Below are 22118 nucleotides of genomic sequence, written 5' to 3'. Positions count from 1 at the left end.
TCACGTTGTCGTGAGTTCGTAGTCTTCGCCGATCACCATCGCGGCGGGGTTGAGGGCCATCAGGTAGGCCGCATCGAAGGTCGCCATCAGCGGGTCGATCTTTGCCTTGCCCGAGACCTGCTTCGTGATGGACACGGCGTTGCCCTTGTCCTCGATCTTCGCGTTGCCGACGCAGAAGTTCATGAGCAGCAGGCTGCCATGGACCATGTCGCCGCCGGCGAGCTTCCGCTCCGTCGTTTTGATCGCTCCGTTGAGCCTCCAGCCCTGCGAGATGGCGACGATTTGACCGTCGGCGCCTACCGCGAAGCCGCGCTCCGGCGCCGTGAGCTCGTCCACGATGTCGCCGATGCCGGCGCCGTCGACGCCGATCCCATGCTTCTCTGGCAGCAGGCCCGCGTCGCGCACTTGGCAGACGACGTCGGCAACCTCTTTCACGTCCATGCCCGGCTTCTCGACCAGGCTGAGTTCGCCGGCTGCCTCGAAGTCCAGCAGGCGCGGTGCGATCTCCTTGCGTCGCTCGAGCACGATCTTGTGGGCCCAGGCGTGGTGCCACGTGAGCCACCGGCGTGTGCCGCGCTCGCGGCCCATAACGCACAACCCCAGCAAGTCGTCCAGGCCGCCACCGTCGATGCCGACCACGCAGACCTCTGAGCGCTCCAGCAGCGCCTCCAGCGTCAGCCCCGGCTCGCCCGCTGCCTCCCAGAAGTCCGCGCCAGCCCAGCGGTCCGTCATCAGCGCCAGGCCGATCTCGACGTTCAGGTGCTGCGACGCCCAGGTGCGAAGGGCCGCCTCGCCATTGGCCTCTTCGTCGTTGAAGGCCTGGACCAGGGTGTCCAGGGCGATCGACCGGCCCAGGTTCGGCGTGACCATCGGCCAGTTCGCGGGATCTCGCCACAGCTTCTCTTCGCTCCGTTGCATGTCGCCCGGGAACTCGTATAGGACTGGCAGCATCTGGCCGCTGCGCTTGCCGTCCCGGATCTCGCGGGCCTTGGTCAGGTCCTCCTTGAATACGCCGGCCGGCGCTTCGTCGCTCTGCGTCGTGATGATGGCCAGGAACGCCTCAGGGAACGGCATCATCCCGCCCCGTAGTTGCACCATCGCCTTCTTCGCCCGCGGCATCTTGCCCAGGATGTGCTCCTCGTCGATCAGCGCTCCGACCACCTTCTTGCCGGTCACGATGTCCGGATCGAAGGTCATGATTTCCAGCTTCGCACCGGTCTCACGGTGGATGATCGTCTTCAGGTGGTCGCGAACGTGCAGCTTCTTGTGCAGCACGTTGTCTAGCGTGATGGCACCTTCGGCAGCGGCGAAGGCATCGTCGGCAGTCTTGTGCACCGGGCCTGTCAGCAGAAACGGCGCCCGGGGCCGCTCGTTCATCAGCAAGGCGGTCAGCATCAGGAGTGCACCGCCGGTGGTCTTGTTGTTCTTCTTCGGCACCAGCAGGAACAGCTCGCGGATCAGGCGCGCCTTGGTGACCGGATCCAAAGAGGCGAACAACGCCCAGACGATGCGCCGGAACCAGTCACCCGCCGCCTCGGCCATCGTCGGCGTGCCGGGCACGTCAAACAGGCGAAGCTTGTTGAAGATCCCGACCGCGCGATCACCCTCCACCGAGTTCGGCAGCACCAGGTCGGGCACCAAGCTCAGCCCGGCGCGCTGGCGCTCAACCCAGTCCCGGCACGAGAGGTCGAGCATTACTGCAGCGGCGCGGCTGGCCTGAGCAGCTCAGCCCATTCGGTGTTCGTCGCAGCGCCGACGGCATCGGCCTGGGCTTGTTCCTTCTTGCCGAGCGGCGCTACCTTCTTCGCCTCGCCGGCCGCTTTCGTCACCGGCGGCGCGGCCAGGGCCGGCGAGTTCTGGAGGAAGGCCTTCTGCGCGGCCACGTTCCCCTTCTTGGCGGCGCGGAACTGCGCCACCAGCACCTCCATGCGCCGCTGGTGAGCGACGGTCGACAGCTCGAGCCCGAAGTGCTTCTCCAGCGTGTTGCGAGCCACACCAAGCGCCAGCGCGATTTCCTCGTGCGCCATCCCGCCAGCGGCTGCAACTGACACCCGCAGACGGTGCGCCGCGGTGGGTTTGAAGGGGGGTCGGGCCATATTCTCGTTTCTGCGCAATAACTAGACTTCGGCCGAAATTCAGCCGAGGCGAAAAAAACCTCCGAATGGGGAACCGTGTGGTTTCCGGCGCGGCGGGGTCCAGGGATTCGACCCCCCTACCCCCTCCGTCGTGCCCCGTGCGGCTGGTCAGGACGACTCAGGCGCCCCGATCTCGGACCGCGACCTCATCGGGCCTTCGCTCTCTCTGCCGCTTCCCTCGCGCTCTTCTCGTCGTGGTGGGGTGTCTGGCACAGGCTCTGGAAGTTGGACTCGTCGTCTGGTCCACCCTTCCACAGGGGAACGGTGTGGTCCACCACGTCGGCAGCGACCACACGGCCCTCCTTGCGGCACTCCACGCAGCACGGGTGCTCCATGAGCCAGCGCTCCCGGCGGTCGACAGCTGCGCGTCCACGCAGTCGGGGTGTTGCGCCAGGGCGCTGGGTCAGGGTGGCGAGGCGCGAGCCGGCGGTGCCGAGCCTGGACTTGAGGGTGGTGAGCTTTCCCATCAGAGTGGCGTCGGGTTGCTCGGGATGCGCTCGGGCTGCTCGTCCAGGTACTTGCGCCGCTTCACCAGCGACAGCACCTGGCCCAGGCCCTTGTCCTCCACCGCGTAGGTGACGGTGGCCGTGACGATGCAGGCAGGATCGAACTCAAGGCGCAGGGACATCGCGCGCTCCGTAGGGAGGCCGAGCGCCTCGAGGGCTTCCACTGCGACGTTGCGAGACAGGACGGCCATGCGAATCCCTCAGTACATGTTCGGCGTATCGATCAGCCGCAGCACCACGGTTGCCTCGACGGCCGGGCTGACGTTCGTGGCGAACAGCGCGCGCACGGTGCACTGCAGGTTGCTCTGCCCTGTCGGAATGGTGCCTGCGCTGATCTGCACCTGGATCACCTTGCCGATCGCGGCAGTCCTGCCATCGGCGTACGCGATCGGGGCGGCGTTGATGGACGGCGAGCCGAAGGTCAGGGTTCCCTGGTCTGCGGTCACCGACGTCACCGACGAGATGGTCTCGCCAGTGGCGAGCAGGTCGGTGCAGTCGATGTCGTAGACCCGAGAGTCGGCAGTGCGCTTGTCCAGTACTTTGCCCATGGGCTACCTCTTTTCCGCTACCCAATGGGTTGGCCGGGCGTCAACTACTGCGTGAGTCGTTCTCCCGTCCGTGTGCCAGACCGCCGGGCGGGTGCCGACCACTGCATGCGTGCCACGCTCGTCTACCAGCCAATGCGCCGCTCGCGCTTCCACGTGCCACACATCGCCCAGAAGGAGCGCCTGCGCGGGACTGTTCCAGGCCTGCGAGAGCGATTGCGCCGCGCCGCGTACCGAGGTCGATGCGCCGGCCCGCGCTTGGGATGCCGAGTGCGCCACACCGGGCACAACGATCGTAGTGCCGCCGCTGGACACCGCGCCAGCTGCTGCTCCGATCGACTGGGCGACACCCGCCACGCTCTCTGTGACCGAACCCGTGGCCGAACTGCCGGATGCTGCATTGCCTGCGCCGGTGACCGACGCCTTGGCGACCGCCTGCCCTGCTGCCTGACCCGCGCCGGCGGCGCCGACGATCTGGGCACCTGCTGCCTGGGAAGCCGCCTGCGCGCTGCCGGCCGCCAGAAGGGTCGATCCTGTCGTTGCCGAGCCTGCCGCTTGGGAGGCAGCCTGAGCGACGCCGGCGACGACCGCCGTGATACGTCCGGTCGCTTGGCCCGCAGCGCTCGCCGCGCCGGCAACAGTTTCGACAACAGAGCCGGCCGCCTGGCCTGCTGCTGCTCCTTGGCCCGATGCCCCGAGGTTGACCGATCCGGTGGCTTGCGATGCGGCTTGCGCGCTCCCCGCAGCTACCGCCGTTGCTCCTGTCGATCCAGTTCCAGCAGCCTGGGATGCGCCCTGCGCCACACCGGCGGCCACTTCGGTCACGCCGGCAGCCGCTTGACCTGGCGACCGCGCGACGCCGGCAACAACCTCGATGACCGATCCACCGGCCTGACCCACTCCCTGCCCTGCACCTGCCGCGCCGGCGATGACTGTGCCCGCGGCTTGCGTTGCCGACCGCGCAGCGCCGGCCGGTGCCAGCGTGATTCCGCCAGCGGCCTGCGCGTAGCTCTGACCTCCGCCAAGGGCGACCACCACCGGCCCGCGTGCCGCTTGGCTCGCTGCCTGGGCCTGGCCAACTACGACCTGAGTCGATCCGCCTGCCGCCTGCGCCGCCGCCTGCGCGACTGCCGACAGCACGAGAACTGCGCCCCCAGCGGCCTGCGATGCTGCTTGGCCCACGCCTGCGGTAGCTCCCGCGATGGCCGAAGCCTCGACCAGCATCTCGCGCGCCGGCGAGGAAAACAACTGCCACGGGTTCCGGTGGAACGATGCAACCTCGGCTGCTGTCCAGATCCGCCGATAGGCACCCGCCAGCAGAATCGAGCCGTCGTGAGCCTTCGAAGTGTCGTACCGCTGGCGGCCGATGTAGAGGTTCTGCCCCGCATCGGTGCCGCTCGAACCAGACCCATCCCCTGTGCCCTTGGTCGTGCCAAGAACGCCGTTCAGGTAGATATTGATACCCGAAGCGGGGAAGCCGCCGTCATAGGTGACGACGAGGGTGTTTAGGCCAGCAGCAACACTCTCATTGATGCTCTTGCGGGTGTTGACCGAGCCCCACTCCTTGACGAAGCCGAGACCAAAATTGGCACCGCCGCCCGAGCCTGCGACATAGCCAAACCCCCACCCGATGTCTGCCGCGTTCCCGTCGCTGCGTTCCGCTATCGCAACGCCCGCGGTGGTGTTCGCGTAGAACACCCCAACCCATGTGGCCGGCGTTCCTTTGCCGAGATCGACCGATGCGCCGAGCGGTAGCCCCAGATCCAAAAAGCTGACTGTCGCCGCGCCGGTTGTGAACTGCTGCGCAACCCCGCTTGGCGTGCCCCTTACAACAGGAGGCGTCGTGCCGCCTGCCTTGACGATGGCCCCAGAAACCAGTTCCTTGCCGACCGTCGCCACCTGCATGAAAGCAGGAGCAGCATTTAGCGGGTTCGTCCGGTCGAGCTGGACAACCCCTTGAGGCTGTCGGTTCGAGGGAAGGCGAAAGATCGGCCGCACGGCTTACACCGTCTGGGCCTGCACCCGCTCGTACTGCAATGCGACCTGGGTCGCGTTCAACGCCACCGCCGTGTTGTGGACGACGAAGATCCCCCAGAAAGGCGGCAGCACGCCACCGAACAGACCAGCAATCGAGGTCGGCGGGATCGGATAGTCCCGGCCCGTCGTGTTATCGACCGTGATGGCCGTGACCAGGCGCAAGCCTGCATTCTTGACGTTCGCCGAAGTCATCGACTTGTTCGCGTCGGTGCCCGTGATGCCGTCTGCATAGGTCGGCGTGCCTGAAGCGATCGACAGGTACGAATAGGCCCACACCTCGATGGTCGTCGAGACGGTCGGGCTCGTGCCCGTGCGGATCGCACCGCTCAGCAGGTGATCTAGGTCCACGTTCGTGGTGTTGTCCACCGCCGTGGAGGCGCGGCCAGCCAGCAGGTTCGTGTCCGATGCGAGCGAAGCCGTCGTGAGCGTCAGCGCTACCGTGCTGGTGGCAGGGTAGCTGGTCTTGATCTGTGCAGCCATCGCTTAGCCCGGTTGGGCGAACACGTCGATCGCGTTGTTGACCGCCGTCTGCACGGTTGAATCGGTGGCTCCGACGATCTGCGCGAGCGTGGCGGCAGCGTTCTGCGCCAGCACGGCCCACAGCATCCGCTGCGTGACCGAATCGGGCGAGATGTAGACCGACTTGGCCCAGATCAGCCGATTGGCATGGTTCGTGACCGTGCCAGCTTCCGTTCGCACCACTTCGGCCGCGATGACGCACGCCACCCGGACCTTGTTGCGCAGCGTCTCGTTCTCCGACGCTGACAGGAGTTCGGCGTAGGTGGCCACGATCACTCCTCGTAGATGATCGCCCCGGCCGAGAGCTTCGGCGTGATGCCGGCCGACACCGCGATCGGCGTCACGCGGTAGGCCAGGCCGTCGCCAGCGGCCGAGATGGTCACCGCGGCACCGCCTTGCGTCGTGCTGACCGTGATGTCGTTCGAGCTCACCGTCTTGACCCAATACACCGTGCCCTCCGTGATGCCGGTTGGCAGGGTCGTGCCGCTGGGCTGGTAGAAGGCCACGCGGTCGTCGACGGCCATGGTGTGGCCGGGGACCGTGATGACGTTGCCAGACACGATCGCGGTGAATGGGCCCTGGCGGGAGCCGAACACACCGCGGTGCAGCACCTTGGTCGCGCCCGAGACCGCGACGCCGCTCGACCAATGGGTCAGGGTCGCCGAGCCGGCCGAGCAGGCGCCGAAGGAAGCATCCGCAACCAGGGTCACAACGCCGTTCGAGCAGGTGAAGCCGCCCGTGGTGCGGGCGACCGCCGGCCGCGCGTAGCCGGTGTAGGCCGCCTCGCTGGTGCTCTGCGTGCCAGCGGCAGCCGGGTCGGCGGTGTGCGCGGCCATCCAGATGTTCGCCAGCGGCGAGCTGGCGGCGTTGTCCGCGATGTTGGCGATGGCCGTCGCGTTGTAGATCAGCGCGACATAGTCGTTCGCGGAGGTGTTGCTTTTGGCCATGGATGTTCCTGTTTCGAAGGTGAGGAGCCGGACACGCCCCCGGCGTCCCAAAGGAGAAGGAGCTATGCCGGGGGCGGTGCGGGGCGGAGGGTTTGCCCACCCAGCCGCTGGGGCCAGCGCAGGTGCAGCAGAGCCGCCGGGTAGGGAATGGCGGGGCCGCGGGGGATGGCGCTGGGTTTTCTGGTTGCGGAGGAGACGCTCTACTCCGCAGAATGGGTTGCCGGTTACGCGATCCGGCGGCATGTCGCCCGAGTTAAGCCCGATGTATGCCGCAGGGGCCAGCCAACGCGCGCGCTCGGCGGTTGGATCACCTTGTTCCTGCTCGTGACTCCGATCTGAGGCTGCCGTGGTACTGAAGGCTACTTCTGCGTTCGCAGGGCGCCAATCCCGCTGCTACCGGCTCCCCGAGGGGCACATGCGCCGTAAGCCGCCTGTCGCATGAGGCCGATCACTCGGCCGGCGTGAAGTCGACGTAGAACTCTTTGCCGATTTCGAACTGTGCGAGCGCGTCCTGGTTGATCGTGCCGAGAGTGATTTCGCCGGAGGGCGTCGCTTCGTAGAACTTTTTGTTCTCTTCGCTGCCGCTGGTTACCGGCTGAAGCTTCACGGTGCCCATGGTGCCGGGGCCATTCCAACGGGCACTCGTAGTGATCGAGACGACTTTGAACTTTGCACGCACGCTCATGGCTGGTTCCTCAGTGGAAATGCTGGAATGAAAGCGCCCCGACCGTTGCCAGCCGGGGCGAAAGGACCGAAGGGCGGCCCGGAGACAAGAGGTTGGCTGACCGGGACTCGAACCCGGCTAACCCGCATCGCATTCGTAACTGTCCACGCCACGGGCCCGGTGACATTGCCGGATTGGTGCGTGCGGTGCGGGAATCAGCCCAAACGAAAAAGCCCTGGCTGTTTCCAGTCAGGGCAAGAGGTCGGTGGTCGACCTTGGAGAAGGGTTGCTTCTCGCTTAGGTTCACCACCAAGCCGAGAGTTCCAGAAACGAAAAAGCCGCCCGGAGGCGGCTTGCTGTGAAGACACCTTCCCCGTCGAGGGTGGCGCCCGTCGCCGGAGCGGCGGGAGGTGTTCGGCTGAGATTCGGAGGCAGCACCCTCAGCAGAGTGCGCGCATCGCATGGCTATTATCCACGACCCGACTGAAACATTCAAACACCTATTGCATCGCGCCAGCCCTCACAGCCGGCTTGATTCTCGCAAAGTAACCATCCACGAGCGCCCACGCCTTGGTCAAGACATCACTCTGATCAAGCGGAGCGACGCTGAGGACGTCACCGTGCCGAGGACCATCGGCGCCCATCTTGATTTCCTTGAGATGGTCAACGTTGCATCCGGAGAAATCCTTAAAGTGTTCCCATTGGACCGCTTTGTCGCCTTTAAGGTTATGCCATACCGCGCAGTGAATGCGAAGCGCCTCAATCGCTCTATAGCAATAGAAGGCTGCGTCGCCTGGATGTCGAATGGCCTGCACCAAATCTGCAAGGCATCGTTGGATGTACACCCCTTCGAGACCTACTGTGAGTTCCCTGAGGGCGACTCCTTCCGTTTCGATGTCGATGCCCTGCCTAATAGCTGCGATCGCGGGCATGTCAATTCCGAACACCTGATCGACTTCAAGGCCTCGGTTCAGCACGCGCGTCAGATGAAACTCATACGCGTAGCCTGTCAGGAAGGTGATCATCGCGAGGTAGTTGGAAATCTGCTGCGCCACCGCGTGCTTCAGGTGTAGCACATTCCAAACTTCCTCCACGTCGACCCAAACAACGATCTGATTCAGCAAGATATCGACCTTGCTGGAAATCATCGAGTTCAGACGTGTCGACAAGGCGGTCTTGGTCTTGAAATGCAGATTCAACGTCGCGCGCTCAGGCAGCACCACGCCGTAAAAGATATATGGGTCCATGGGCAAATTATTGCCGACCGCTACGTCGGCCTAAGCCTCCGCCCGATCGACGCCCGCGCGCGTTCCACGCACTGATCGAACCAGCAGGCCAGCCGGCGACCTTCCTGCTGGTGCGGAACCTCGCGCAGGCCCGTCCCGCCGCATGGCTGGCAGAGCTTCGCGGTCAGCCGGCCCGTGCCCTGGGCGGTCTGGAACTTCCGGCCCTGGCACACCGGGCAGCGCTGGGACAGCCACCAGCGGATGACGGCCACCACCTTCTCGCGGCAGCGTTCGAGATCCTCCGCCTCCTCGGCGCGGCGCCGGGAGTCGACCTCCTCCGTCCAGTGCGCGAGATCGGCATTTGCCGCGGCCAGGGCCTCCGGATCCTCTGCGGCCTTCGTCACAGCGTCGCGCATGCGCTTCAGCAGCTGCGCGTCCTGCTCGCGGACCTCCGAGCGCTCCGAGCGCGACACCGGGTCCTGGGAAACGCCGAAGCCCCACTTCATCCCCTGCAGGGTGGCCTGGGCCCGGACGTCCGGGAGCGCCTTCAGCTTGCCCAGCAGCAGCCCGGTCTCGTGCAGGTTGAAGGCGAAGGCCTGCTTGGCGGCCGCGGCGCGCTCCTCCTTCGAGGCCTTGCCGGCCGGCAGGAACTGGTCGCCAGTGGCCAAGCGCAGCTTCTCGCTGGCGTCGAACTCCGTGTGCAGCCGCAGCAGCGCGCCGCCGACGCGGCTCTGGCTCCAGCCAGCAGCGATGATCACGTCGGCATCGCCCGGCCGGTCGGCCTCGACCCGAAGGTTCGAGCTGGTCATGGCGGACGCGTAGGTCTCCTCGGTCCCACGCTTTTCGTCGTTCTGGAGCATTCAATTCCTCTCTGTGTATTCGGTGGGTTCGAAGCCCTGCTTGTCTGCGGGGGTGGCGGCATCACCCATGCAGGCTGCAGCCAAGGCAGCGAAGGCTGCGGTGCTGCCGAGCTCATCGACGATGACCCCAGTCGGCCGCATGCCGGCCAGCTCACCTTCGGGCAGCGCCGGCGCGGCGACCTGCGTCAATCCCCTCGCCTTCCCCCTCGGGCGCATGGATGTGGCGATTGCCGCGCGGAGCTGCTCTGGGTTCGCCACACTAAGGAAGTTGTGGATGACCACGATCTCGGGACCGCCTGCTAGATCCATGCCGATCAAGTGAAAGCCGCCGGTGGGAATGGCCTTCTTGCTGACCTCGGGAGCGAGGTGTGCAGCCTGGCCGGCGCCCGAGGGCAGCGCGGCGACGGTGGTGAGGTGTTGAGTTGGCTTCAATGCAGTTCCTCAGGTTTGATCGACGTAGGCTCGGGCCTCGGGAAGGTCTGCTCGCCGTCCACGAAGCAGGCGAGGATGGTGACGATGTCGCTTCGCTCGAACAGGATGCGGTGCCCTTCGAGTTCCACCTCGTGGGTTCCAGGCTCCGCAGCCTGCATCGCTTTGCGAAGCGCTCGCATGATTTCCAGTGGAGTCACGGTGCGGTTTCCTTGGGCAGTGGGAGAAGTGATGTGTCGATCTCGGGGAAATCGAGGGGCGCAGGTCCGCGGCAGTCGAGGGGCGGTCGCGCCGGGCGCACCATCGGCGGCGGGCCGTTCCAGCGGTTGGGCTGGTGACCGAAAACGCCTCGCTCCATTGGCGGGCTCGGCGGCAATCGGACCGTCGGCGCTTGGTGGTTTGTTCGGGATGGCCCCCAGCAGAGCAGCGAATGCACCATGCGGGCGACGAGAGAGCGCTTCATGCGGTAGCTCCTTGAGGCTCGACCTTCGAGCCGGTGTAGCCGGATCGCACCCGGTCGATGACCTTCTGCACGGCACGCTCGTAGGTAGCGAGGCCGACGCTGGTGCGCTGCAGGTCGAAGTACTCCAGCAGGTCGGCGAATGCCTTCAGGCCCGGACCGGTCGTGCCCATGCGCTGCGTACGCTGATACCGGTCGATCGCCTCTCTGAGGTGGCGCTCGACATCCTTGAGCACCGGCGCAACTTCCTGCGTGCCGACGCCCCACTCGCACAGGACCTCGGAGATGTTCACCAGGTCAGCGATGTCGCGCCAATGCTGGTCGGTGGCCGTGCCGGTGCGGAAGGCCTCGACCGCGGCGCGATCACGCACCCGGAGTTGCTCGAGGCGGCCGTCGTCGATGATGCAAGCGCCGGAGATCGCCGACGCGAAAGCGTTCGCGTCCTTCGTCCAGACCTTGCGGCGAACGGTGCGTTTTCTCACGGCCGCCCCTCGTAGAAGTCGACCGCAAGGATCGGGCGGATCTGCGCTTCCGACGTGCGGGCGTCCAGCACCACGGCCGCGCCAGTGACCGGGTGCGCGGTGGTGCATGGCAGGTCGGGCGCAGCATCGGACCGCGGCAGCCGCTCGAGCACCGCGCCGGCCAGGTCGGCGATGGAGATGGGCGTCATGCGGTCTCCAGCTTCGGCGCCGGGAAGAAGCGAACCATCTCGTCGACGGCGTCGTCGCCGGGGTCTCGGATGGGGCGCAGGTAGGCGTCTGCGATCGCATCGACCGCGACCGGTTCGCCCTTGAAGAAGCAAACGCCCATCAGGCTGAAATTGGCCCTGGCGCGGAACCTAACCGGCTTGTCGAGCAACCAGTAGGCCTCGCCAGCGGCCAGCACCAGCTCTTTCACCTGGACGAACCGGCCATTGGCCTCGGACACCGGATAGGGCATGTCCGTGACGTAGGCGAGATCGCCTTCTCGGCAGTTCATAGCGTGTCTCCCTGCCCTACGGGCGTTGCATTGAGGTGGTCGAGCGCCCACCGGGCGGCGGCGCGGTCCTTCGGTGGCTGGCTCTGGTCCGCGACGATCGCGCGCCATGCCAGCACCTGGCGGAGATGGCCGGCCATGAAGGCCGCCGTCTTCTGCGCGCGCGTGGCGCCGCCGTACGCATCGGTGTAGTGGTTGCAACAGTGGCAGCCCCAGGCCGTCAGGTGGTCGCCGACCTTGTAGCCCGTGCCCTTCCCGTTCGCGACGCCGCCGCCGTGACAGGCGACCGTCGTATCGGTGCCGCCGTCGCAGATCGGGCTGCGGATCAGGCAGGGCCGGCCCCGGGCCATGCTCAACAGGTGCTTGTTCTCGGCGCGCGGCGACTTCGGCACCGCCTTGACGACCGAGGTGATGCGCGCGACGACGACGGGGCGCTCGAGCGGCCGTGCCGGTGCGGCCGGCGCGCGCTCGTAGACCTTGCGGGCGAAGCCGGTACCGCGGGACATGGGCTTGCGCTGCTTCATGCCGGCTCCAGCACGCGGTGGCGGGCCTGGTGATACGACTCCCACATCCGTAGGTTGGCCAGCCGGGCGATGTCGATCGCGCTCTGCGCCGTGATGCGCGCCGCGTCCTTGTTCGGCGTCGCCCGCCGCTGGCAGCTGACCACCACCGGCATGGCGTCGGGGTTCTGGCCCGGCCGGAGCAGCAGCACGCCACTGGCCGGCGACGGCAGGAATGCGAGCAGCGAATCGTCCCAGATCTCGGCCGGCAGCGCGTAGTAGTGCTTCCAGACCTTGCGCGGGTGGGGGCGCAGCTGCGGCGGGCCCATGCCCTGGTACGACGTGATGCGCTCCCACCACTTTTCCTTCTTGGCATCAGCCTTCAGGTCGGCGCGGCTGATCTTGACCTCGACGTCGATGATGCGCAGGTCAGTCGTCACCGCCAGGACGTCGCACTCGTGGCCGGTCCAGTTGCAGTTGTCCACCAGCACCACGCACTTCCGGGCGAGCGTCTGCAGCGCGATGGCGCGGGCGATGGTGTGCTCGGTCCACTTCATTGCTGGGGCTCCATCTCAATGAACTCGACGCCGAGCTCGGTGCACGCGAAAGCGCATACCTGCAGCACGAACAGCGCGAACTTGTCGTCCGAGAGGGCTTCGGTGCTCCGCCGGCGCTGGCGGACCTTCATCTCGCCAGTCGCGCGGACGGTGTATTCCTCGAACTCGGGTTCAATGAACATCTCGGCGAAGAAGGCTTTCCACACCAGCGGGGCGTACCGCACGCGCTCCCCGACCCGGCCGTCCCAGAGCCACACCTGCTCGGCGATGTCCTTCAGGATCGGGCCGTGGAACATCTTCCGGAGCTGATGGCGGTGGTACTGGTCCACCGTCTCCCAGGTCAGGATCCCGGCCGCCCCAGTGCGGGTGTGTTCCTTGATCACGTTCTGGTAGAGGTCGACCACGGCTTCGTGAGCGGCGCGCGGGCTGGCGACGAGGATGCTTCGGGTGGTCATCGCGTGATCCCCCGCCAAACGAAGTCGCCCTTGTCTTCGCGGATCGCCGGCTCGTCGTCCACGCATGGACACTCGTACCCGGAGAGGTTGTCAGCGACCGGTCGCCAGAAGTTGCGCGCGATGCCGTTCGGCACGTGGTTGTCCTCTTTCGCGTCGAGCAGGCCGAACTCGTTGAGCACCCACAGGGCGTCCGCGCCGCTGCATCGCACCTTGCCGCGCTCGTTTTCGCTGCTGACGCTCAAGTGATACTCGGGGCCGAGATGCAATTGGCCCGGATCGCGGGCGACCTCGACCGCGCTAAATGCCTGCAGGCGGTTGCCGGCGTGCCACCAGACCTCGATGGGGTATCCGAGATTCAGCACGGCCGGCGGAGGCGTTTCCCGCTCCCATCCCGGACCGCTGGGGCGCTTAGGCTGGATGATGGAGATCGTGTTCACGGCCGAACCTCCGCAATCCGGAACACCACGCCGCCGATGGTGATGCGCTGGCCCACCGTGACGAAGAACGGCGGCACGCGACGCTCGTCGACCTCAATGGACATGGGGCGCCACTTGCCGCGGCCGATGGGCTTGAGGACAAGCATCACGCATCACACCCCTTCCCCACTGCACCCTTGTCGCCGGGCGCGGTGAACCACTTCCAGTGCACCCAGCCTCGATCGCAGTAGAAGCCCCACTCGCGCACGCGCGGGCCAGTGACGAAGAGCGTCCAGCATGGGATCGGGCGACGGTTGTCAGGCTGCGAGGCTACAGAGTCGGCGACCGTCAGCAGTTCGACGCGGTGTGGCGCAGGACCCCAGCGGAACTTCAGGGCGCCGGCGCGGCGCTCGACCTGGCCGGCCGGCGTGTGCTCCATGTATTGGCCATCGAGCAACCAGCTGCAGTTGAAGAGCCACGGGTGATCGTGGAGCGCGCGGTCGTCGTCGCTGCGCTTGAAGCAGTGCAGGTAGACGTTGAAGAAGCGATTGCGCGGGATCAGCCACCACCGAAGCAGGTAGGGATCTTCGGCGCCGCCGATGATGAAGTCCGGGGCGCGCGCAGCGCCCAGGTTGCGGAGCCAGGTGCGGAGCTTCATGCCTTGTTCCTCAGACCCCAGTGACCGATGAGCACCGCCTCGGCGCGGTTGTGATGCTTGGCGAGCGACAGCGGCGCCGCTTCGTAGAGCGCGCGGGCGGTGGCCAGGGATCGCTTCTTGTCCGAGTCGAGCCCGTAGAAGCGCTTCCACTTCTGCGGGCTGAGCATCGTGGGCCGGTAGCCCATGCACTCGAGCACCGTCTCGATGGCACCCAGGGAGCGCATCAGCGACCCTTGGGTCTGCAGCGCGTTGTCTTTGCCGCCCATGGTGCTGACCTGCTCGACGTAGGCCTCGGCGGTCTCGCCGATCGGGACGTTCTTCCGGATCAGCTGCGCCAGCGCGCGGCCGTCGATCTTCTTCGTGATCAGGCCGGTGCCGGGCAGCGGCATGGTGGGCAGGTCCTCGACGATGCACGAGCGTTCGCTCACGAACGAGATGGCGCCAGACAGGCCAGGGTCGATGCCTATGTAGATCACAGGTCGCCTCCTTTGCTGGCGCGCGCGACGCGCACCTGGCTGGTCGGGATCGGCGTCTCCTCGGGCCAGTTCAGAAACTGGGTGTTCTCGCCGACGTACATCAGGTCAACGAAGCCCGGCTCGCCATCACGCGACTTCGCCACCTGGACCTTGGCGTAGTACTTCCACTCGTCGGCCAGGTCCGGCTTCGCCTTGTAGGGCCGGTGCACGAAGATGACGACGTCGGCGTCCTGCTCGATCGAGCCAGAGTCGCGCAGGTCGGCCAGGATCGGCATCTGGTCGGGCCGCTCCTCCACCTTCCGATTCACCTGGGCCAACAGCAGGATCGGGCACTGCAGTTCCTTGGCGAGGCTCTTCAGGCCCTTCGTCACCTCCTCGAGTTGGTAGACGCGCGGCATCTTCGGGTCGGTGCCGTCCATCAGCCCGAGGTAGTCGACGATCAGGCAGCCGAGCTTGCCGTGGCGCCGGCGCAGCGCGCGAGCACGGGTACGCAGCTGGTTGATGTTCAGGCCGCTTTTGTCGCTGACGTGGAAGTTGACTTGGCGCAGCTTCTCGACGGCCGACGTGAGGGCGGGCCAGTCATAGTCCTTGAGGCGCTCGCCGCGCTTGATCCGGCTGAGATGGATGTGCGAGAGCATCGACATCGCGCGGTTCATGACCTGGGCTTTCGGCATTTCCATCGAGAACATGCCGACGTTGAGGCCTTCGTGCAGGCCGACGTGCACGCCGATCGACAGGGCCAGCGCGCTCTTGCCCATGCCCGGCCGCGCGCCGATGACGTACAGCTCGCCGGCCCGCATGCCGCCGTCCAGCCTCTTGTCGAGATCCACCAATCCGGTGGGCGTGAAGTCCGGCGGCGCTTCGCCGGCGGCCTGATCGGTGATCCGGTCCAGCATCTGGACGACGCCGTCGCTCATGCTCTCCCAGTCGTCACCGTGGCCATCCGGACTGATCTGCATGACCTTGGCCATGGCCGCGTCCAGCACGGCATCGACGCCCTTGCCCTGCGTGTTGAAGGCGGTGGTCGCGATCTCGTCGGCCGCCGAAATCAGCTTGCGCAGGATGGCGCGCTCGCGCACGACTTCCGCGTAGCGCCGGACGTTCCCGGCGACGGGCACAAACTGCGCCAGGGTGTTCAGGTAGCCCAGGCCGCCCACGTCGTCCGCCTTGCCGCTCTTCTGCAGCTCGGCGAAGACGGTCACGACGTCGGCCGGCTTCGAAGCGTTGATCAGGGTGGAGATCGCGGCGAAGACGATCTTGTGCTCGGCCCGGTAGAAGTCAGTGTCGGCCAGCATGTCGCCGACACGGTCCCAGGCTCCGTTGTCCATCATCAGGCCGCCCAGCACGCTCGACTCGGATTCGATGGAATGCGGAGGGATTCGCAGCTGCGCGATATCGCTCGACAGCTGCAGGTAGTCGTCGTTGACGCGGTCGTTCATGCCGTTTCCTTGTTGGTGTAGTGGCCCTCGACCACTTTGCGAAAGTTCTCGCGCTTCATGAGCCAGCCGAGATCGCAGCGCTTCCACTTGCCATTGCGACCGCTGAGAAAGTCGGACTCGCCGACGGCGTCGAAGAAGCGCTTGAACCAGTCGAGGCCTTCTGCGGCGTTGGCCGCGTAGCGCTCGCCGGTGTTGGAACGGACGGCCGTCAGGAGCCATTTCCAGCGCTGTCGCATCGCTTCCGCGCCGGCGCTGTCCTCCCACATCTCGCGACGCGGCTGCGGCAGTTCCGGCACCGCTTTGGCGAACAGCGCAAGCAGCTTGGCATGGGGACAAGGCGGCACATCGACCGCCGGTGCGTCGTTCTCGCCTTCGCCGAAGAGTCCTGCCGGCGGAGCCGGTGGGCCGGGCGGAGCTGGCGGCGGAGCCGGCGGCAAAGGAGCGTTAGCTCCTTGGTCTTCTTCCTGCTCCTGTTCCTGCTCCTGCTCCTGTTCCTGATTAGGCATAGCCTTCGGGGAAGGCTTTGCGGAAGGCTTACCGAAAGACTCATCGAAAGCCTTGGCGAAAGACTCTCCGAGCGCATGGATACTGGCTCTCAGTGATTCCAGGGCCTCGCGCTTGAGGTCACATTCAGGGATCAGGTCGAACTCGGCAGCCCAGCTTTTCACCACGTTCGGCGACTCCGGACGGTTGTGCTTGATGGCCTTCGGGACCCACATGACCCGGGCCTTGAAGTCGGCTTTCACCATGCCTTGGGCGAAGACTTCCCGAAAGGCTTTGTCAAAGGCTTCCTGCTCCCAGTCGAGGTCCTCCGCCATCGCCGCGCGGCCGGCACGAAACAGGCCCGGAATTGGACCGGTATGGGGCCCAGTGATCAGGTAGAGCCAAAGGCCCTGTGCGCACGCAGGCATCGGCGACAGTGCACGAAACTTCTCATCTCCCCAAGTGCGGACCTCGACCTTGCGGTAGCGGCCCGACGCCCTTGGCTTGACATCGGACACATCAGCCACCAGCCGCCCTCCGCTGCGCATCCATGCGGGCCTTCTCGGCGTCGTAGGAGAAGTAGTCGTCTTCGAGCCGGGCCACGGCGGCCGGCGAGCGCGACTTGACCGCCTTGACCTCCTCGGCCAGCCAGTGGCGTGCGAGGGCCATGTCGCCCTCCCCGTGCGCCTTCAGGAACAGGCGGCCGCAGTCGACGATGTGGGCCTCGAGCTCGTCGTCGGTCAGGTCGGAGCGCAGGACGGCGGCCATCTAGATGCTCCCTCTGCGCAGCGCGTCACGCCGATCGGCAGCGCGCTGGCCAGCTGCAGCGCCTTCCACCGGCGGTGAGTAGCGGCGGCGCTCGGCCGCCCGTTCGTCGGACTTCCTCGAGATGCCGAGAATGACCGACGGCTCGATGCCCGCGGCGCGGGCCTTGTCGACCACCATGGCGGCCGCGGCGCGGCGGTTGGCTGCGGTCTGCAGGGGCAGGAAGACGGTGGGCTCGCCGGTGTTCCAGTCGAAGACGGATCGGGTTGTCATGCGGCACTCCAGCAGGTGGCAAGGGCCGGCCGCACGCGGATCGCCCGGCTGATCGTGGTCTCGCCCGGGGCGAGCAGATGCTCGGCGGGGTTCAGGGCATCCATGCCGGCCGACGTGATGCGCCAGACCGCGGGCTCGCCGTGCGGGGCGCCTTCATTCACCCGGGCGGCCAGGCCGCGCAGCTTGAGCTGGCCCATGTAGGAGGTCAGCAGCGGGATCGCGAAGCCGGTCGTGGCCTGCATCTCGGCGTAGGTGGTGGCCTGGCCCACGGCGGCCAGCACCTGCATGGCCTTGCTGAGCGGTCTCATGCTGTTGCCCTCACCTGGAACGTTTCCATCAGCACGCGGACCTTGAGTTCGGCCTCGGCAGCGCGCTTCTCGGCGGCCTCGGCGCGGCGCTCGGCCTCGGTCTTGATCTCGACCAAGGTGCAGCCGAGTTGGAAGGCGCACCACTCGGGATAGATCCGGTTGTTGACCGCGTAGCAGAACTTCGCCACGAGGTCAGCCTGCAGCGTGGCGAGGCCCTTCTTGATGCGCGAGAAGGTGCCGGCGTCGATTCCGACGAAGCTGTAGATCGACTGATCGTCGAGGCCGGAGGAGTCGCACGCCAGGGTGAAGGCCGCCCCGGCCGTGGGCTTCTTGCGGACGATCTCGAGCGGAACGTCGTTCGGCTCGGGCTGCCTGAAAAGGTCCAGTTCGCGCTGCACCTCAGCCTGGCTCAAATCTTTTGATTTCACTTGACTAACCCCTTCGGACCTAAAAAAAGGACCATCGGTCCATGTTCAAAACGCACTACGAATCAGCACTCGACGTCGTCCGTCCCCTCGTCCATGCGCATCGCACGGCGCATGACAGCGGCGTCGTGGAAGGCCGCGCTCGCATGGAAGAAGCCGTAGGCAAGAAAGGCGGCGAAGCCCGCGGCGCCGAGCGCGCCCTCGACGACGTAGAAGACCGCCGCGTAGACACAGCCCAGGAACAGGCCAGCCGAGAGAGCGAACTCCCCGTTCCGGCGCAGCCAGGCTTGGGCGCGGCGCATGGTTCAGGCCACCGCCTTGGCTTCGACCGGAGGGACGCCCTTGGGGCCGGCCAGCTCGGGCCAGTAGTCCGCCCAGTCGGTGGGGCGCAGCAACTTGCGGTCGATGCCGGTCAGAAGCTCGACCCGGGAGCAATACTTTGCGGGGATGCCGTTCTTGACCCAGCTCTGAACGGTCTGGTACTTGTCGACGCCGAGTTCGCGCGCCGCCGAGACCGGGCCGCCTAGAAGGCGAACGGCTTCCGCCTCGATGCAGTCAACATTGAATTCAGTGGTTTCGGCCATGTGGGCACTTCCATGCAAGATTTACTAGTAATGCTAGACGAACTTGTATGGCGCCACAAGCCCCTACATGGAAAACTTGTGCCGATGTCGATTCATGAAATGATCAAAACCGCCCGTGATGCGCGTGGGTGGTCAATGGAAAAGCTGGCGGAGGAAGTGAGCAAAGCCGAGGGACTGACCAAGCCGTTGGCATGGCAGACCGTGCAGCAATGGGAGAAGGAAGGGGGCACCGCGCCCAAGCGCAAGCGCATGGAAATCGTGGCGCGCCTGCTCCGCATCGACGTCCATGCTCTAATCACCGAGGGCAAAGGATCAATCCACGTCCACCACCCTGAGGATGAACTCCCCCCTGGAGTCATCAGAATTCCAGAATCCGCAATAGCGTTCAGTGCCGGCAACGGTCACACGCCGACATACGAAGTGATCGAAGACAGCGAGCCAGTCGTCTACCAGCTCTCGTGGTTCCAGAAGATGCGCATCAACCCTGCGATGGTTCGCAGGTTCAAGGTCAAGGACGACAGCGCCGAGCCTCTTCTATACGAGGGCGACAGCATCCTCGTGAACCATGCCGAAACCGATGTCGTCGATGGGAAGCTCTACGCTTTCCGCTATGGAGATGATCTCCGCGTGAAGCGACTGTTCAAACGGCTTGACGGCACCCTGATCCTGCGCAGCGTAAATCCATCCTACAAGGACGAGGAAGTACCTGCGGCGCTCGTCGAGGAGCACATCACGATCATCGGGCGCGTGCGAGACAAGGCCGGGTCCGGCGGTTTGTAGGAGGCATCGATGCGATCGATTCTTGCAGCGGTAGCCGCCCTCTCCTTGGGCGCATGCTCGTTCACCAGCACCCTGGCGCCGAACAACTCAAAGTCGATGGTCGAGGCCTCGCCGGCCAGCAGCGAGCGCACCTATCGGACGATCTTGCCCGTGCTGCGCGACTGCTTCCCGATCAACACCGCGATTGAATCGAACTACTTTCCAGAGGCGCGCGAAGGGGACATCGTGGTCGCGATGTCCACCGAAAACGTGCGCGTTGAACTCCTGAAGCTTGCGATCGCGCCGGCCAACTCCGGCGCCTCGGTCAAGATGACCAGGAACCAGAACTACGACAAGTTCGACAAGGCCCTGGCAGCCTGGATCGACGGCAAGGATGGCGGCTGCCCCTACGGCACGCGGGTCGAGGCGCCCTACGCCACGCACAACCCCTATTCGACCGCGCCGCGGTGAAGGTATCGGAGCCTCAGATGAACATGAGTGAGTCGCCATTTGCGACGCAATCGGCAGCGATGACAGCCCTGCTAGCAACGGTCGCCGTGATCGCGGGCGAACTGGGAAAGGCGGGACTCCTCGACCCGGACAGATTCGATGCGTCCCTAGACGAACTATTGGAAAGCACAGGCGAGCCCAGCGAAGTGGCCACCGAGATGCGCAAAGCCATTGTGCAGATGATGAAGCGCGCTGTTCGAGATGGGACCGCGCTGTGACGGACAACGTTCACCACCTTACTGATATTTCCAAGAGGTTGCGCGGCGGCCCACAGCCCCCAGATAATGGGGACATGGAAGCCCGCGTCGCCAAACTCGAAGACTTCGCGCTGGACACGCGCGAACGGCTGGCGCGCATCGAAACGCGGCTGGATGGGTTCGCCACTCGGGAGGACCTGCACAAGGAAATCGGTGCACAGACGTGGCGGATCATCGGCGCCATGGTCACGCTCGGGACCCTCCTCTCAGGCATCGTTTTCTTCATCGCCCGAAACGTCCGGTAGTTAGGACCGCCAGCCCCGCCCCAACCAAGCCCGCCTCGCGCGGGCTTTTTTACGTCTAGGGGTTTCCACCACAAGTCTTTTTTCTGCGCGCTCACTAGTTTCTCTTGCATTACTAGTATTTCTTGTCCAGAATCTCCCCACGCCCTGCCAATCCCGGCAGCGGCCCCTGGAGGGGATCATGGAAATCAAGACCGGCGACCAGATCAAGGCGAAGGACACGCTTCGCAATGCGATCGACGGCGCCCGCATCGGCCAGGTTGAGCAGCTGCAGCCGTACACCGGCCCGCTGATCGCCCTGCTCGGCGCCGGCACGCAGATCGCCAAGTTCTACGGCGGCATGGAGATGACGCTGCCGGCCGTGTCGCGCTACGGGGTGGCCTCGTGACCGCCGCCCTCGCCCGCCGCTGCGCCAACGCGGCCCTGTTCGCCTACGTTGAGGCGCATCGCGCCGAGCCGTCGAGCCTGTGCCAGTTTCCGAGGGCCGCCTCGTGAGCACGCTCAGCAAGCGCGACGCCATGCATCTGGTCACCAGGATCCGGGGCGCGAACCTCGCAGGCCACGCGATCGCGGCGCGCACCGGCCATGGCGACCCGTCGCCCGGTTTCCTCGGTGGCCTCGAAAGCATCCTGCAGCACTTCCTCCGCCAGCAAGGCTGCCCCGAAGCAGCAGAGGCCCTGGTGCAGGCAATGAACGAAATGCCGACCGAGGCCGAGATCAAGGCCCACAACGATGAAGTCGCGGCCATGCGTGCGCGGTTTCTGGGAGTTGCCTCGTGAGCGCCGCCCTCACCTTCGAAGTGCTGCGTGCGCTGAAGCCGTTCACCGAGCAGCACGTGGCGGAGAACGCGATCTGCCACGCGGGCCTGACCACCATGGAGGAATGCAGCCGCTGCGGCCAGATCCTCCGCGCCCGCGCTGTCCACCAGAAGGTGACCGCCCAACTCGCGATCGCCGACCAGGTGACCTACGCCGTCGCGATGCGCCGCAACGACCTGCACGCCTGCACGGCAATCGAGCGGCGTTGGGACCTGTTTGGCGAGAACCCCGAGACCGTGTCTGTGGGCCTTGCCGCTGCAGCTGCTGGCCGGGACCACCTCGCCGCCGTCGCCGCCCACCTGAACCCGGAGGTGACATCGTGAACGACGCGACCAAGCGCGCGATCGTGCGCAACCAAGAGCTAGCCGCCGCGTTCGGCGCAGTCCTGCCGCCCGCTCCCCTGACTGCGCGCCCTCGCCTCGTTGGCACGGTCGACGCCACGCGGGACCGCCGAGAGGCCACTCCGCGCTCGCTCGACGAAGCCTTCGGGCCCGGCGCGCGCAACACCGTCGTCGTCCCGATGGATGCCGACGAGTTCACCGAAGCCGACGCGCTGGTCATCCGCTGGAGCCTTCGCTGTGCCATGGCCCTCGTTCTCATCCTCACCTGCGAATGGCTGTTCCTATGACCGACGCACGGACCTCCCCGATCAGCATGGCGGAACACCGCTCGCGCCGCGTCCGCGCCGGCGGGCCTCCGCCGCACGGGCCATATAGCTACGGCAAGCCCGCCGACCGCATCCAGATCACCGACGGCATGCGCGAGAGCGTCATGGCGGCGTTGAAGCTGACCGAGCACCGCTACGAACCCATCGTGCGCGCGCCCTTCATTTGGTCCCTCGGCCTGGCGGTGGCGATCGGCCTCTATTCCCTCCTCTTCAACCACTGAGA

40 protein-coding genes are annotated in these 22118 nt (G+C 65.9%); 9 read left to right on the top strand and 31 right to left on the bottom strand.

Translation table 11 applies throughout. From position 1 onward, the window contains the following. The 31 genes from QZH52_RS32670 to QZH52_RS32525 all read right to left on the bottom strand — a co-directional run bounded on the left by QZH52_RS32670 (position 1) and on the right by QZH52_RS32525 (position 18642). Entirely contained in the window at positions 1–1695 is a 1695-nt protein-coding gene (locus tag QZH52_RS32670) for a terminase large subunit domain-containing protein (protein WP_301815281.1), read from the bottom strand. After that, entirely contained in the window at positions 1695–2096 is a 402-nt protein-coding gene (locus QZH52_RS32665; RefSeq protein ID WP_301815280.1) for a hypothetical protein, read from the bottom strand. The genes QZH52_RS32670 and QZH52_RS32665 overlap by 1 nt, the downstream gene beginning before the upstream one ends. Positions 2097–2281: 185 nt before the next feature. Further along, the gene (locus QZH52_RS38760) at positions 2282–2470 is read right to left on the bottom strand and encodes an HNH endonuclease (protein WP_366919347.1); all 189 of its coding nucleotides are present in this window, start codon (positions 2468–2470) and stop codon (positions 2282–2284) included. A 131-nt stretch (positions 2471–2601) separates the two neighbouring features. After that, positions 2602–2832, bottom strand: a complete 231-nt coding sequence (locus QZH52_RS32660) for a hypothetical protein (protein WP_301815278.1) — start codon at positions 2830–2832, stop codon at positions 2602–2604. A gap of 9 nt (positions 2833–2841) precedes the next feature. Next, entirely contained in the window at positions 2842–3189 is a 348-nt protein-coding gene (locus QZH52_RS32655) for a hypothetical protein (protein WP_301815277.1), read from the bottom strand. A 3-nt stretch (positions 3190–3192) separates the two neighbouring features. Beyond that, positions 3193–5184 carry a hypothetical protein gene (locus QZH52_RS32650; RefSeq protein ID WP_301815275.1) on the bottom strand — a complete coding sequence of 664 codons (1992 nt, stop codon included), beginning with the start codon at positions 5182–5184 and terminating at the stop codon, positions 3193–3195. A 3-nt stretch (positions 5185–5187) separates the two neighbouring features. Next, complete coding sequence (locus QZH52_RS32645) at positions 5188–5703, bottom strand: hypothetical protein (RefSeq protein WP_301815272.1); 516 nt, start codon at positions 5701–5703, stop codon at positions 5188–5190. A gap of 3 nt (positions 5704–5706) precedes the next feature. Next, positions 5707–6012 (bottom strand): hypothetical protein, encoded by a 306-nt coding sequence (locus QZH52_RS32640; protein ID WP_301815270.1) that lies wholly within the window; start codon positions 6010–6012, stop codon positions 5707–5709. Between the two features lie 2 nt (positions 6013–6014). Continuing rightward, positions 6015–6689 carry a phage tail fiber protein gene (locus tag QZH52_RS32635; protein WP_301815269.1) on the bottom strand — a complete coding sequence of 225 codons (675 nt, stop codon included), beginning with the start codon at positions 6687–6689 and terminating at the stop codon, positions 6015–6017. A 448-nt stretch (positions 6690–7137) separates the two neighbouring features. Further along, on the bottom strand, positions 7138–7374 hold the full coding sequence (locus QZH52_RS32630; RefSeq protein ID WP_301815267.1) for a hypothetical protein: 237 nt from the start codon (positions 7372–7374) through the stop codon (positions 7138–7140). 479 nt (positions 7375–7853) lie between these two features. Beyond that, on the bottom strand, positions 7854–8600 hold the full coding sequence (locus QZH52_RS32625; RefSeq protein ID WP_301815266.1) for a DUF8168 domain-containing protein: 747 nt from the start codon (positions 8598–8600) through the stop codon (positions 7854–7856). Positions 8601–8620: 20 nt separating this feature from the next. Beyond that, positions 8621–9439, bottom strand: a complete 819-nt coding sequence (locus tag QZH52_RS32620; RefSeq protein ID WP_301815264.1) for a hypothetical protein — start codon at positions 9437–9439, stop codon at positions 8621–8623. Next, positions 9440–9871: a hypothetical protein gene (locus QZH52_RS32615; protein ID WP_301815263.1), complete on the bottom strand. Its 432-nt coding sequence runs from the start codon at positions 9869–9871 to the stop codon at positions 9440–9442. After that, positions 9868–10068, bottom strand: coding sequence for a hypothetical protein (locus QZH52_RS32610; RefSeq protein ID WP_301815262.1), 201 nt, complete (start codon positions 10066–10068; stop codon positions 9868–9870). The genes QZH52_RS32615 and QZH52_RS32610 overlap by 4 nt, the downstream gene beginning before the upstream one ends. A gap of 259 nt (positions 10069–10327) precedes the next feature. Beyond that, positions 10328–10810 carry a hypothetical protein gene (locus tag QZH52_RS32605; protein ID WP_301815261.1) on the bottom strand — a complete coding sequence of 161 codons (483 nt, stop codon included), beginning with the start codon at positions 10808–10810 and terminating at the stop codon, positions 10328–10330. Then, positions 10807–10998, bottom strand: a complete 192-nt coding sequence (locus QZH52_RS32600; RefSeq protein WP_301815259.1) for a hypothetical protein — start codon at positions 10996–10998, stop codon at positions 10807–10809. Before QZH52_RS32600 ends, QZH52_RS32605 begins: the two co-directional genes overlap by 4 nt. Continuing rightward, positions 10995–11306, bottom strand: coding sequence for a hypothetical protein (locus QZH52_RS32595; protein WP_301815258.1), 312 nt, complete (start codon positions 11304–11306; stop codon positions 10995–10997). Before QZH52_RS32595 ends, QZH52_RS32600 begins: the two co-directional genes overlap by 4 nt. Then, on the bottom strand, positions 11303–11809 hold the full coding sequence (locus QZH52_RS32590; protein ID WP_301815257.1) for a nuclease domain-containing protein: 507 nt from the start codon (positions 11807–11809) through the stop codon (positions 11303–11305). Before QZH52_RS32590 ends, QZH52_RS32595 begins: the two co-directional genes overlap by 4 nt. A gap of 14 nt (positions 11810–11823) precedes the next feature. Then, positions 11824–12360: a hypothetical protein gene (locus QZH52_RS32585; protein WP_301815255.1), complete on the bottom strand. Its 537-nt coding sequence runs from the start codon at positions 12358–12360 to the stop codon at positions 11824–11826. Beyond that, a complete protein-coding gene (locus QZH52_RS32580; RefSeq protein WP_301815254.1) occupies positions 12357–12815 on the bottom strand; it encodes a hypothetical protein in 459 nt (152 codons plus the stop codon). The genes QZH52_RS32585 and QZH52_RS32580 overlap by 4 nt, the downstream gene beginning before the upstream one ends. Next, complete coding sequence (locus QZH52_RS32575) at positions 12812–13252, bottom strand: hypothetical protein (protein WP_301815252.1); 441 nt, start codon at positions 13250–13252, stop codon at positions 12812–12814. Before QZH52_RS32575 ends, QZH52_RS32580 begins: the two co-directional genes overlap by 4 nt. 145 nt (positions 13253–13397) lie before the next feature. Beyond that, positions 13398–13889, bottom strand: a complete 492-nt coding sequence (locus tag QZH52_RS32570; RefSeq protein WP_301815251.1) for a hypothetical protein — start codon at positions 13887–13889, stop codon at positions 13398–13400. Further along, complete coding sequence (locus QZH52_RS32565) at positions 13886–14365, bottom strand: RuvC family protein (RefSeq protein ID WP_301815249.1); 480 nt, start codon at positions 14363–14365, stop codon at positions 13886–13888. The genes QZH52_RS32570 and QZH52_RS32565 overlap by 4 nt, the downstream gene beginning before the upstream one ends. Beyond that, a complete protein-coding gene (dnaB, locus tag QZH52_RS32560; protein WP_301815247.1) occupies positions 14362–15804 on the bottom strand; it encodes a replicative DNA helicase in 1443 nt (480 codons plus the stop codon). The genes QZH52_RS32565 and dnaB overlap by 4 nt, the downstream gene beginning before the upstream one ends. After that, positions 15801–16814: a hypothetical protein gene (locus QZH52_RS32555; RefSeq protein ID WP_301815246.1), complete on the bottom strand. Its 1014-nt coding sequence runs from the start codon at positions 16812–16814 to the stop codon at positions 15801–15803. Before QZH52_RS32555 ends, dnaB begins: the two co-directional genes overlap by 4 nt. Continuing rightward, entirely contained in the window at positions 16807–17055 is a 249-nt protein-coding gene (locus tag QZH52_RS32550; RefSeq protein WP_301815243.1) for a hypothetical protein, read from the bottom strand. The genes QZH52_RS32555 and QZH52_RS32550 overlap by 8 nt, the downstream gene beginning before the upstream one ends. Beyond that, complete coding sequence (locus QZH52_RS32545; protein WP_301815242.1) at positions 17056–17325, bottom strand: hypothetical protein; 270 nt, start codon at positions 17323–17325, stop codon at positions 17056–17058. Then, the gene (locus QZH52_RS32540; RefSeq protein WP_301815241.1) at positions 17322–17633 is read right to left on the bottom strand and encodes a hypothetical protein; all 312 of its coding nucleotides are present in this window, start codon (positions 17631–17633) and stop codon (positions 17322–17324) included. Before QZH52_RS32540 ends, QZH52_RS32545 begins: the two co-directional genes overlap by 4 nt. Then, on the bottom strand, positions 17630–18061 hold the full coding sequence (locus tag QZH52_RS32535; RefSeq protein ID WP_301815240.1) for a transcriptional regulator: 432 nt from the start codon (positions 18059–18061) through the stop codon (positions 17630–17632). The genes QZH52_RS32540 and QZH52_RS32535 overlap by 4 nt, the downstream gene beginning before the upstream one ends. A 62-nt stretch (positions 18062–18123) precedes the next feature. Next, the gene (locus QZH52_RS32530) at positions 18124–18360 is read right to left on the bottom strand and encodes a hypothetical protein (protein WP_301815238.1); all 237 of its coding nucleotides are present in this window, start codon (positions 18358–18360) and stop codon (positions 18124–18126) included. Between the two features lie 3 nt (positions 18361–18363). Next, positions 18364–18642: a YdaS family helix-turn-helix protein gene (locus QZH52_RS32525; RefSeq protein WP_301815237.1), complete on the bottom strand. Its 279-nt coding sequence runs from the start codon at positions 18640–18642 to the stop codon at positions 18364–18366. Between the two features lie 99 nt (positions 18643–18741). On the opposite strand from QZH52_RS32525, the gene QZH52_RS32520 reads away from it, so the two are divergent. The 9 genes from QZH52_RS32520 to QZH52_RS32480 all read left to right on the top strand — a co-directional run bounded on the left by QZH52_RS32520 (position 18742) and on the right by QZH52_RS32480 (position 22116). Beyond that, a complete protein-coding gene (locus QZH52_RS32520; protein ID WP_301815236.1) occupies positions 18742–19422 on the top strand; it encodes an XRE family transcriptional regulator in 681 nt (226 codons plus the stop codon). A gap of 9 nt (positions 19423–19431) precedes the next feature. Next, positions 19432–19872 (top strand): hypothetical protein, encoded by a 441-nt coding sequence (locus tag QZH52_RS32515; RefSeq protein ID WP_301815234.1) that lies wholly within the window; start codon positions 19432–19434, stop codon positions 19870–19872. A gap of 17 nt (positions 19873–19889) precedes the next feature. After that, a complete protein-coding gene (locus QZH52_RS32510; RefSeq protein ID WP_301815232.1) occupies positions 19890–20129 on the top strand; it encodes a hypothetical protein in 240 nt (79 codons plus the stop codon). 74 nt (positions 20130–20203) lie between these two features. After that, entirely contained in the window at positions 20204–20413 is a 210-nt protein-coding gene (locus QZH52_RS32505; protein WP_301815230.1) for a hypothetical protein, read from the top strand. Between the two features lie 178 nt (positions 20414–20591). Beyond that, positions 20592–20798 carry a hypothetical protein gene (locus QZH52_RS32500; protein ID WP_301815228.1) on the top strand — a complete coding sequence of 69 codons (207 nt, stop codon included), beginning with the start codon at positions 20592–20594 and terminating at the stop codon, positions 20796–20798. Positions 20799–20901: 103 nt separating this feature from the next. After that, on the top strand, positions 20902–21189 hold the full coding sequence (locus QZH52_RS32495) for a hypothetical protein (RefSeq protein WP_301815226.1): 288 nt from the start codon (positions 20902–20904) through the stop codon (positions 21187–21189). Then, positions 21186–21551, top strand: a complete 366-nt coding sequence (locus QZH52_RS32490; RefSeq protein ID WP_301815224.1) for a hypothetical protein — start codon at positions 21186–21188, stop codon at positions 21549–21551. The genes QZH52_RS32495 and QZH52_RS32490 overlap by 4 nt, the downstream gene beginning before the upstream one ends. Further along, positions 21548–21856, top strand: coding sequence for a hypothetical protein (locus QZH52_RS32485; RefSeq protein ID WP_301815223.1), 309 nt, complete (start codon positions 21548–21550; stop codon positions 21854–21856). Before QZH52_RS32490 ends, QZH52_RS32485 begins: the two co-directional genes overlap by 4 nt. After that, on the top strand, positions 21853–22116 hold the full coding sequence (locus QZH52_RS32480; protein ID WP_301815222.1) for a hypothetical protein: 264 nt from the start codon (positions 21853–21855) through the stop codon (positions 22114–22116). Before QZH52_RS32485 ends, QZH52_RS32480 begins: the two co-directional genes overlap by 4 nt. Positions 22117–22118 lie beyond the last annotated feature (2 nt).

Origin of the sequence: Variovorax ginsengisoli (assembly GCF_030486595.1) — a bacterium.
GTDB lineage: Bacteria > Pseudomonadota > Gammaproteobacteria > Burkholderiales > Burkholderiaceae_C > Variovorax > Variovorax ginsengisoli_B.
This window is presented reverse-complemented; position numbering and strand designations above follow the sequence as displayed.

Bases quoted from the DNA above. Each gene is read 5' to 3' on its own strand.
- QZH52_RS32670 (WP_301815281.1), bottom strand. From the start codon at position 1,695: ATGCTCGACCTCTCGTGCCGGGACTGGGTTGAGCGCCAGCGCGCCGGG.
- QZH52_RS32665 (WP_301815280.1), bottom strand. From the start codon at position 2,096: ATGGCCCGACCCCCCTTCAAACCCACCGCGGCGCACCGTCTGCGGGTG.
- QZH52_RS38760 (WP_366919347.1), bottom strand. From the start codon at position 2,470: ATGGAGCACCCGTGCTGCGTGGAGTGCCGCAAGGAGGGCCGTGTGGTC.
- QZH52_RS32660 (WP_301815278.1), bottom strand. From the start codon at position 2,832: ATGGCCGTCCTGTCTCGCAACGTCGCAGTGGAAGCCCTCGAGGCGCTC.
- QZH52_RS32655 (WP_301815277.1), bottom strand. From the start codon at position 3,189: ATGGGCAAAGTACTGGACAAGCGCACTGCCGACTCTCGGGTCTACGAC.
- QZH52_RS32645 (WP_301815272.1), bottom strand. From the start codon at position 5,703: ATGGCTGCACAGATCAAGACCAGCTACCCTGCCACCAGCACGGTAGCG.
- QZH52_RS32635 (WP_301815269.1), bottom strand. From the start codon at position 6,689: ATGGCCAAAAGCAACACCTCCGCGAACGACTATGTCGCGCTGATCTAC.
- QZH52_RS32630 (WP_301815267.1), bottom strand. From the start codon at position 7,374: ATGAGCGTGCGTGCAAAGTTCAAAGTCGTCTCGATCACTACGAGTGCC.
- QZH52_RS32625 (WP_301815266.1), bottom strand. From the start codon at position 8,600: ATGGACCCATATATCTTTTACGGCGTGGTGCTGCCTGAGCGCGCGACG.
- QZH52_RS32620 (WP_301815264.1), bottom strand. From the start codon at position 9,439: ATGCTCCAGAACGACGAAAAGCGTGGGACCGAGGAGACCTACGCGTCC.
- QZH52_RS32600 (WP_301815259.1), bottom strand. From the start codon at position 10,998: ATGACGCCCATCTCCATCGCCGACCTGGCCGGCGCGGTGCTCGAGCGG.
- QZH52_RS32595 (WP_301815258.1), bottom strand. From the start codon at position 11,306: ATGAACTGCCGAGAAGGCGATCTCGCCTACGTCACGGACATGCCCTAT.
- QZH52_RS32590 (WP_301815257.1), bottom strand. From the start codon at position 11,809: ATGTCCCGCGGTACCGGCTTCGCCCGCAAGGTCTACGAGCGCGCGCCG.
- QZH52_RS32585 (WP_301815255.1), bottom strand. From the start codon at position 12,360: ATGAAGTGGACCGAGCACACCATCGCCCGCGCCATCGCGCTGCAGACG.
- QZH52_RS32580 (WP_301815254.1), bottom strand. From the start codon at position 12,815: ATGACCACCCGAAGCATCCTCGTCGCCAGCCCGCGCGCCGCTCACGAA.
- QZH52_RS32570 (WP_301815251.1), bottom strand. From the start codon at position 13,889: ATGAAGCTCCGCACCTGGCTCCGCAACCTGGGCGCTGCGCGCGCCCCG.
- dnaB (WP_301815247.1), bottom strand. From the start codon at position 15,804: ATGAACGACCGCGTCAACGACGACTACCTGCAGCTGTCGAGCGATATC.
- QZH52_RS32550 (WP_301815243.1), bottom strand. From the start codon at position 17,055: ATGGCCGCCGTCCTGCGCTCCGACCTGACCGACGACGAGCTCGAGGCC.
- QZH52_RS32545 (WP_301815242.1), bottom strand. From the start codon at position 17,325: ATGACAACCCGATCCGTCTTCGACTGGAACACCGGCGAGCCCACCGTC.
- QZH52_RS32540 (WP_301815241.1), bottom strand. From the start codon at position 17,633: ATGAGACCGCTCAGCAAGGCCATGCAGGTGCTGGCCGCCGTGGGCCAG.
- QZH52_RS32530 (WP_301815238.1), bottom strand. From the start codon at position 18,360: ATGCGCCGCGCCCAAGCCTGGCTGCGCCGGAACGGGGAGTTCGCTCTC.
- QZH52_RS32525 (WP_301815237.1), bottom strand. From the start codon at position 18,642: ATGGCCGAAACCACTGAATTCAATGTTGACTGCATCGAGGCGGAAGCC.
- QZH52_RS32520 (WP_301815236.1), top strand. From the start codon at position 18,742: ATGATCAAAACCGCCCGTGATGCGCGTGGGTGGTCAATGGAAAAGCTG.
- QZH52_RS32515 (WP_301815234.1), top strand. From the start codon at position 19,432: ATGCGATCGATTCTTGCAGCGGTAGCCGCCCTCTCCTTGGGCGCATGC.
- QZH52_RS32510 (WP_301815232.1), top strand. From the start codon at position 19,890: ATGAACATGAGTGAGTCGCCATTTGCGACGCAATCGGCAGCGATGACA.
- QZH52_RS32505 (WP_301815230.1), top strand. From the start codon at position 20,204: ATGGAAGCCCGCGTCGCCAAACTCGAAGACTTCGCGCTGGACACGCGC.
- QZH52_RS32500 (WP_301815228.1), top strand. From the start codon at position 20,592: ATGGAAATCAAGACCGGCGACCAGATCAAGGCGAAGGACACGCTTCGC.
- QZH52_RS32480 (WP_301815222.1), top strand. From the start codon at position 21,853: ATGACCGACGCACGGACCTCCCCGATCAGCATGGCGGAACACCGCTCG.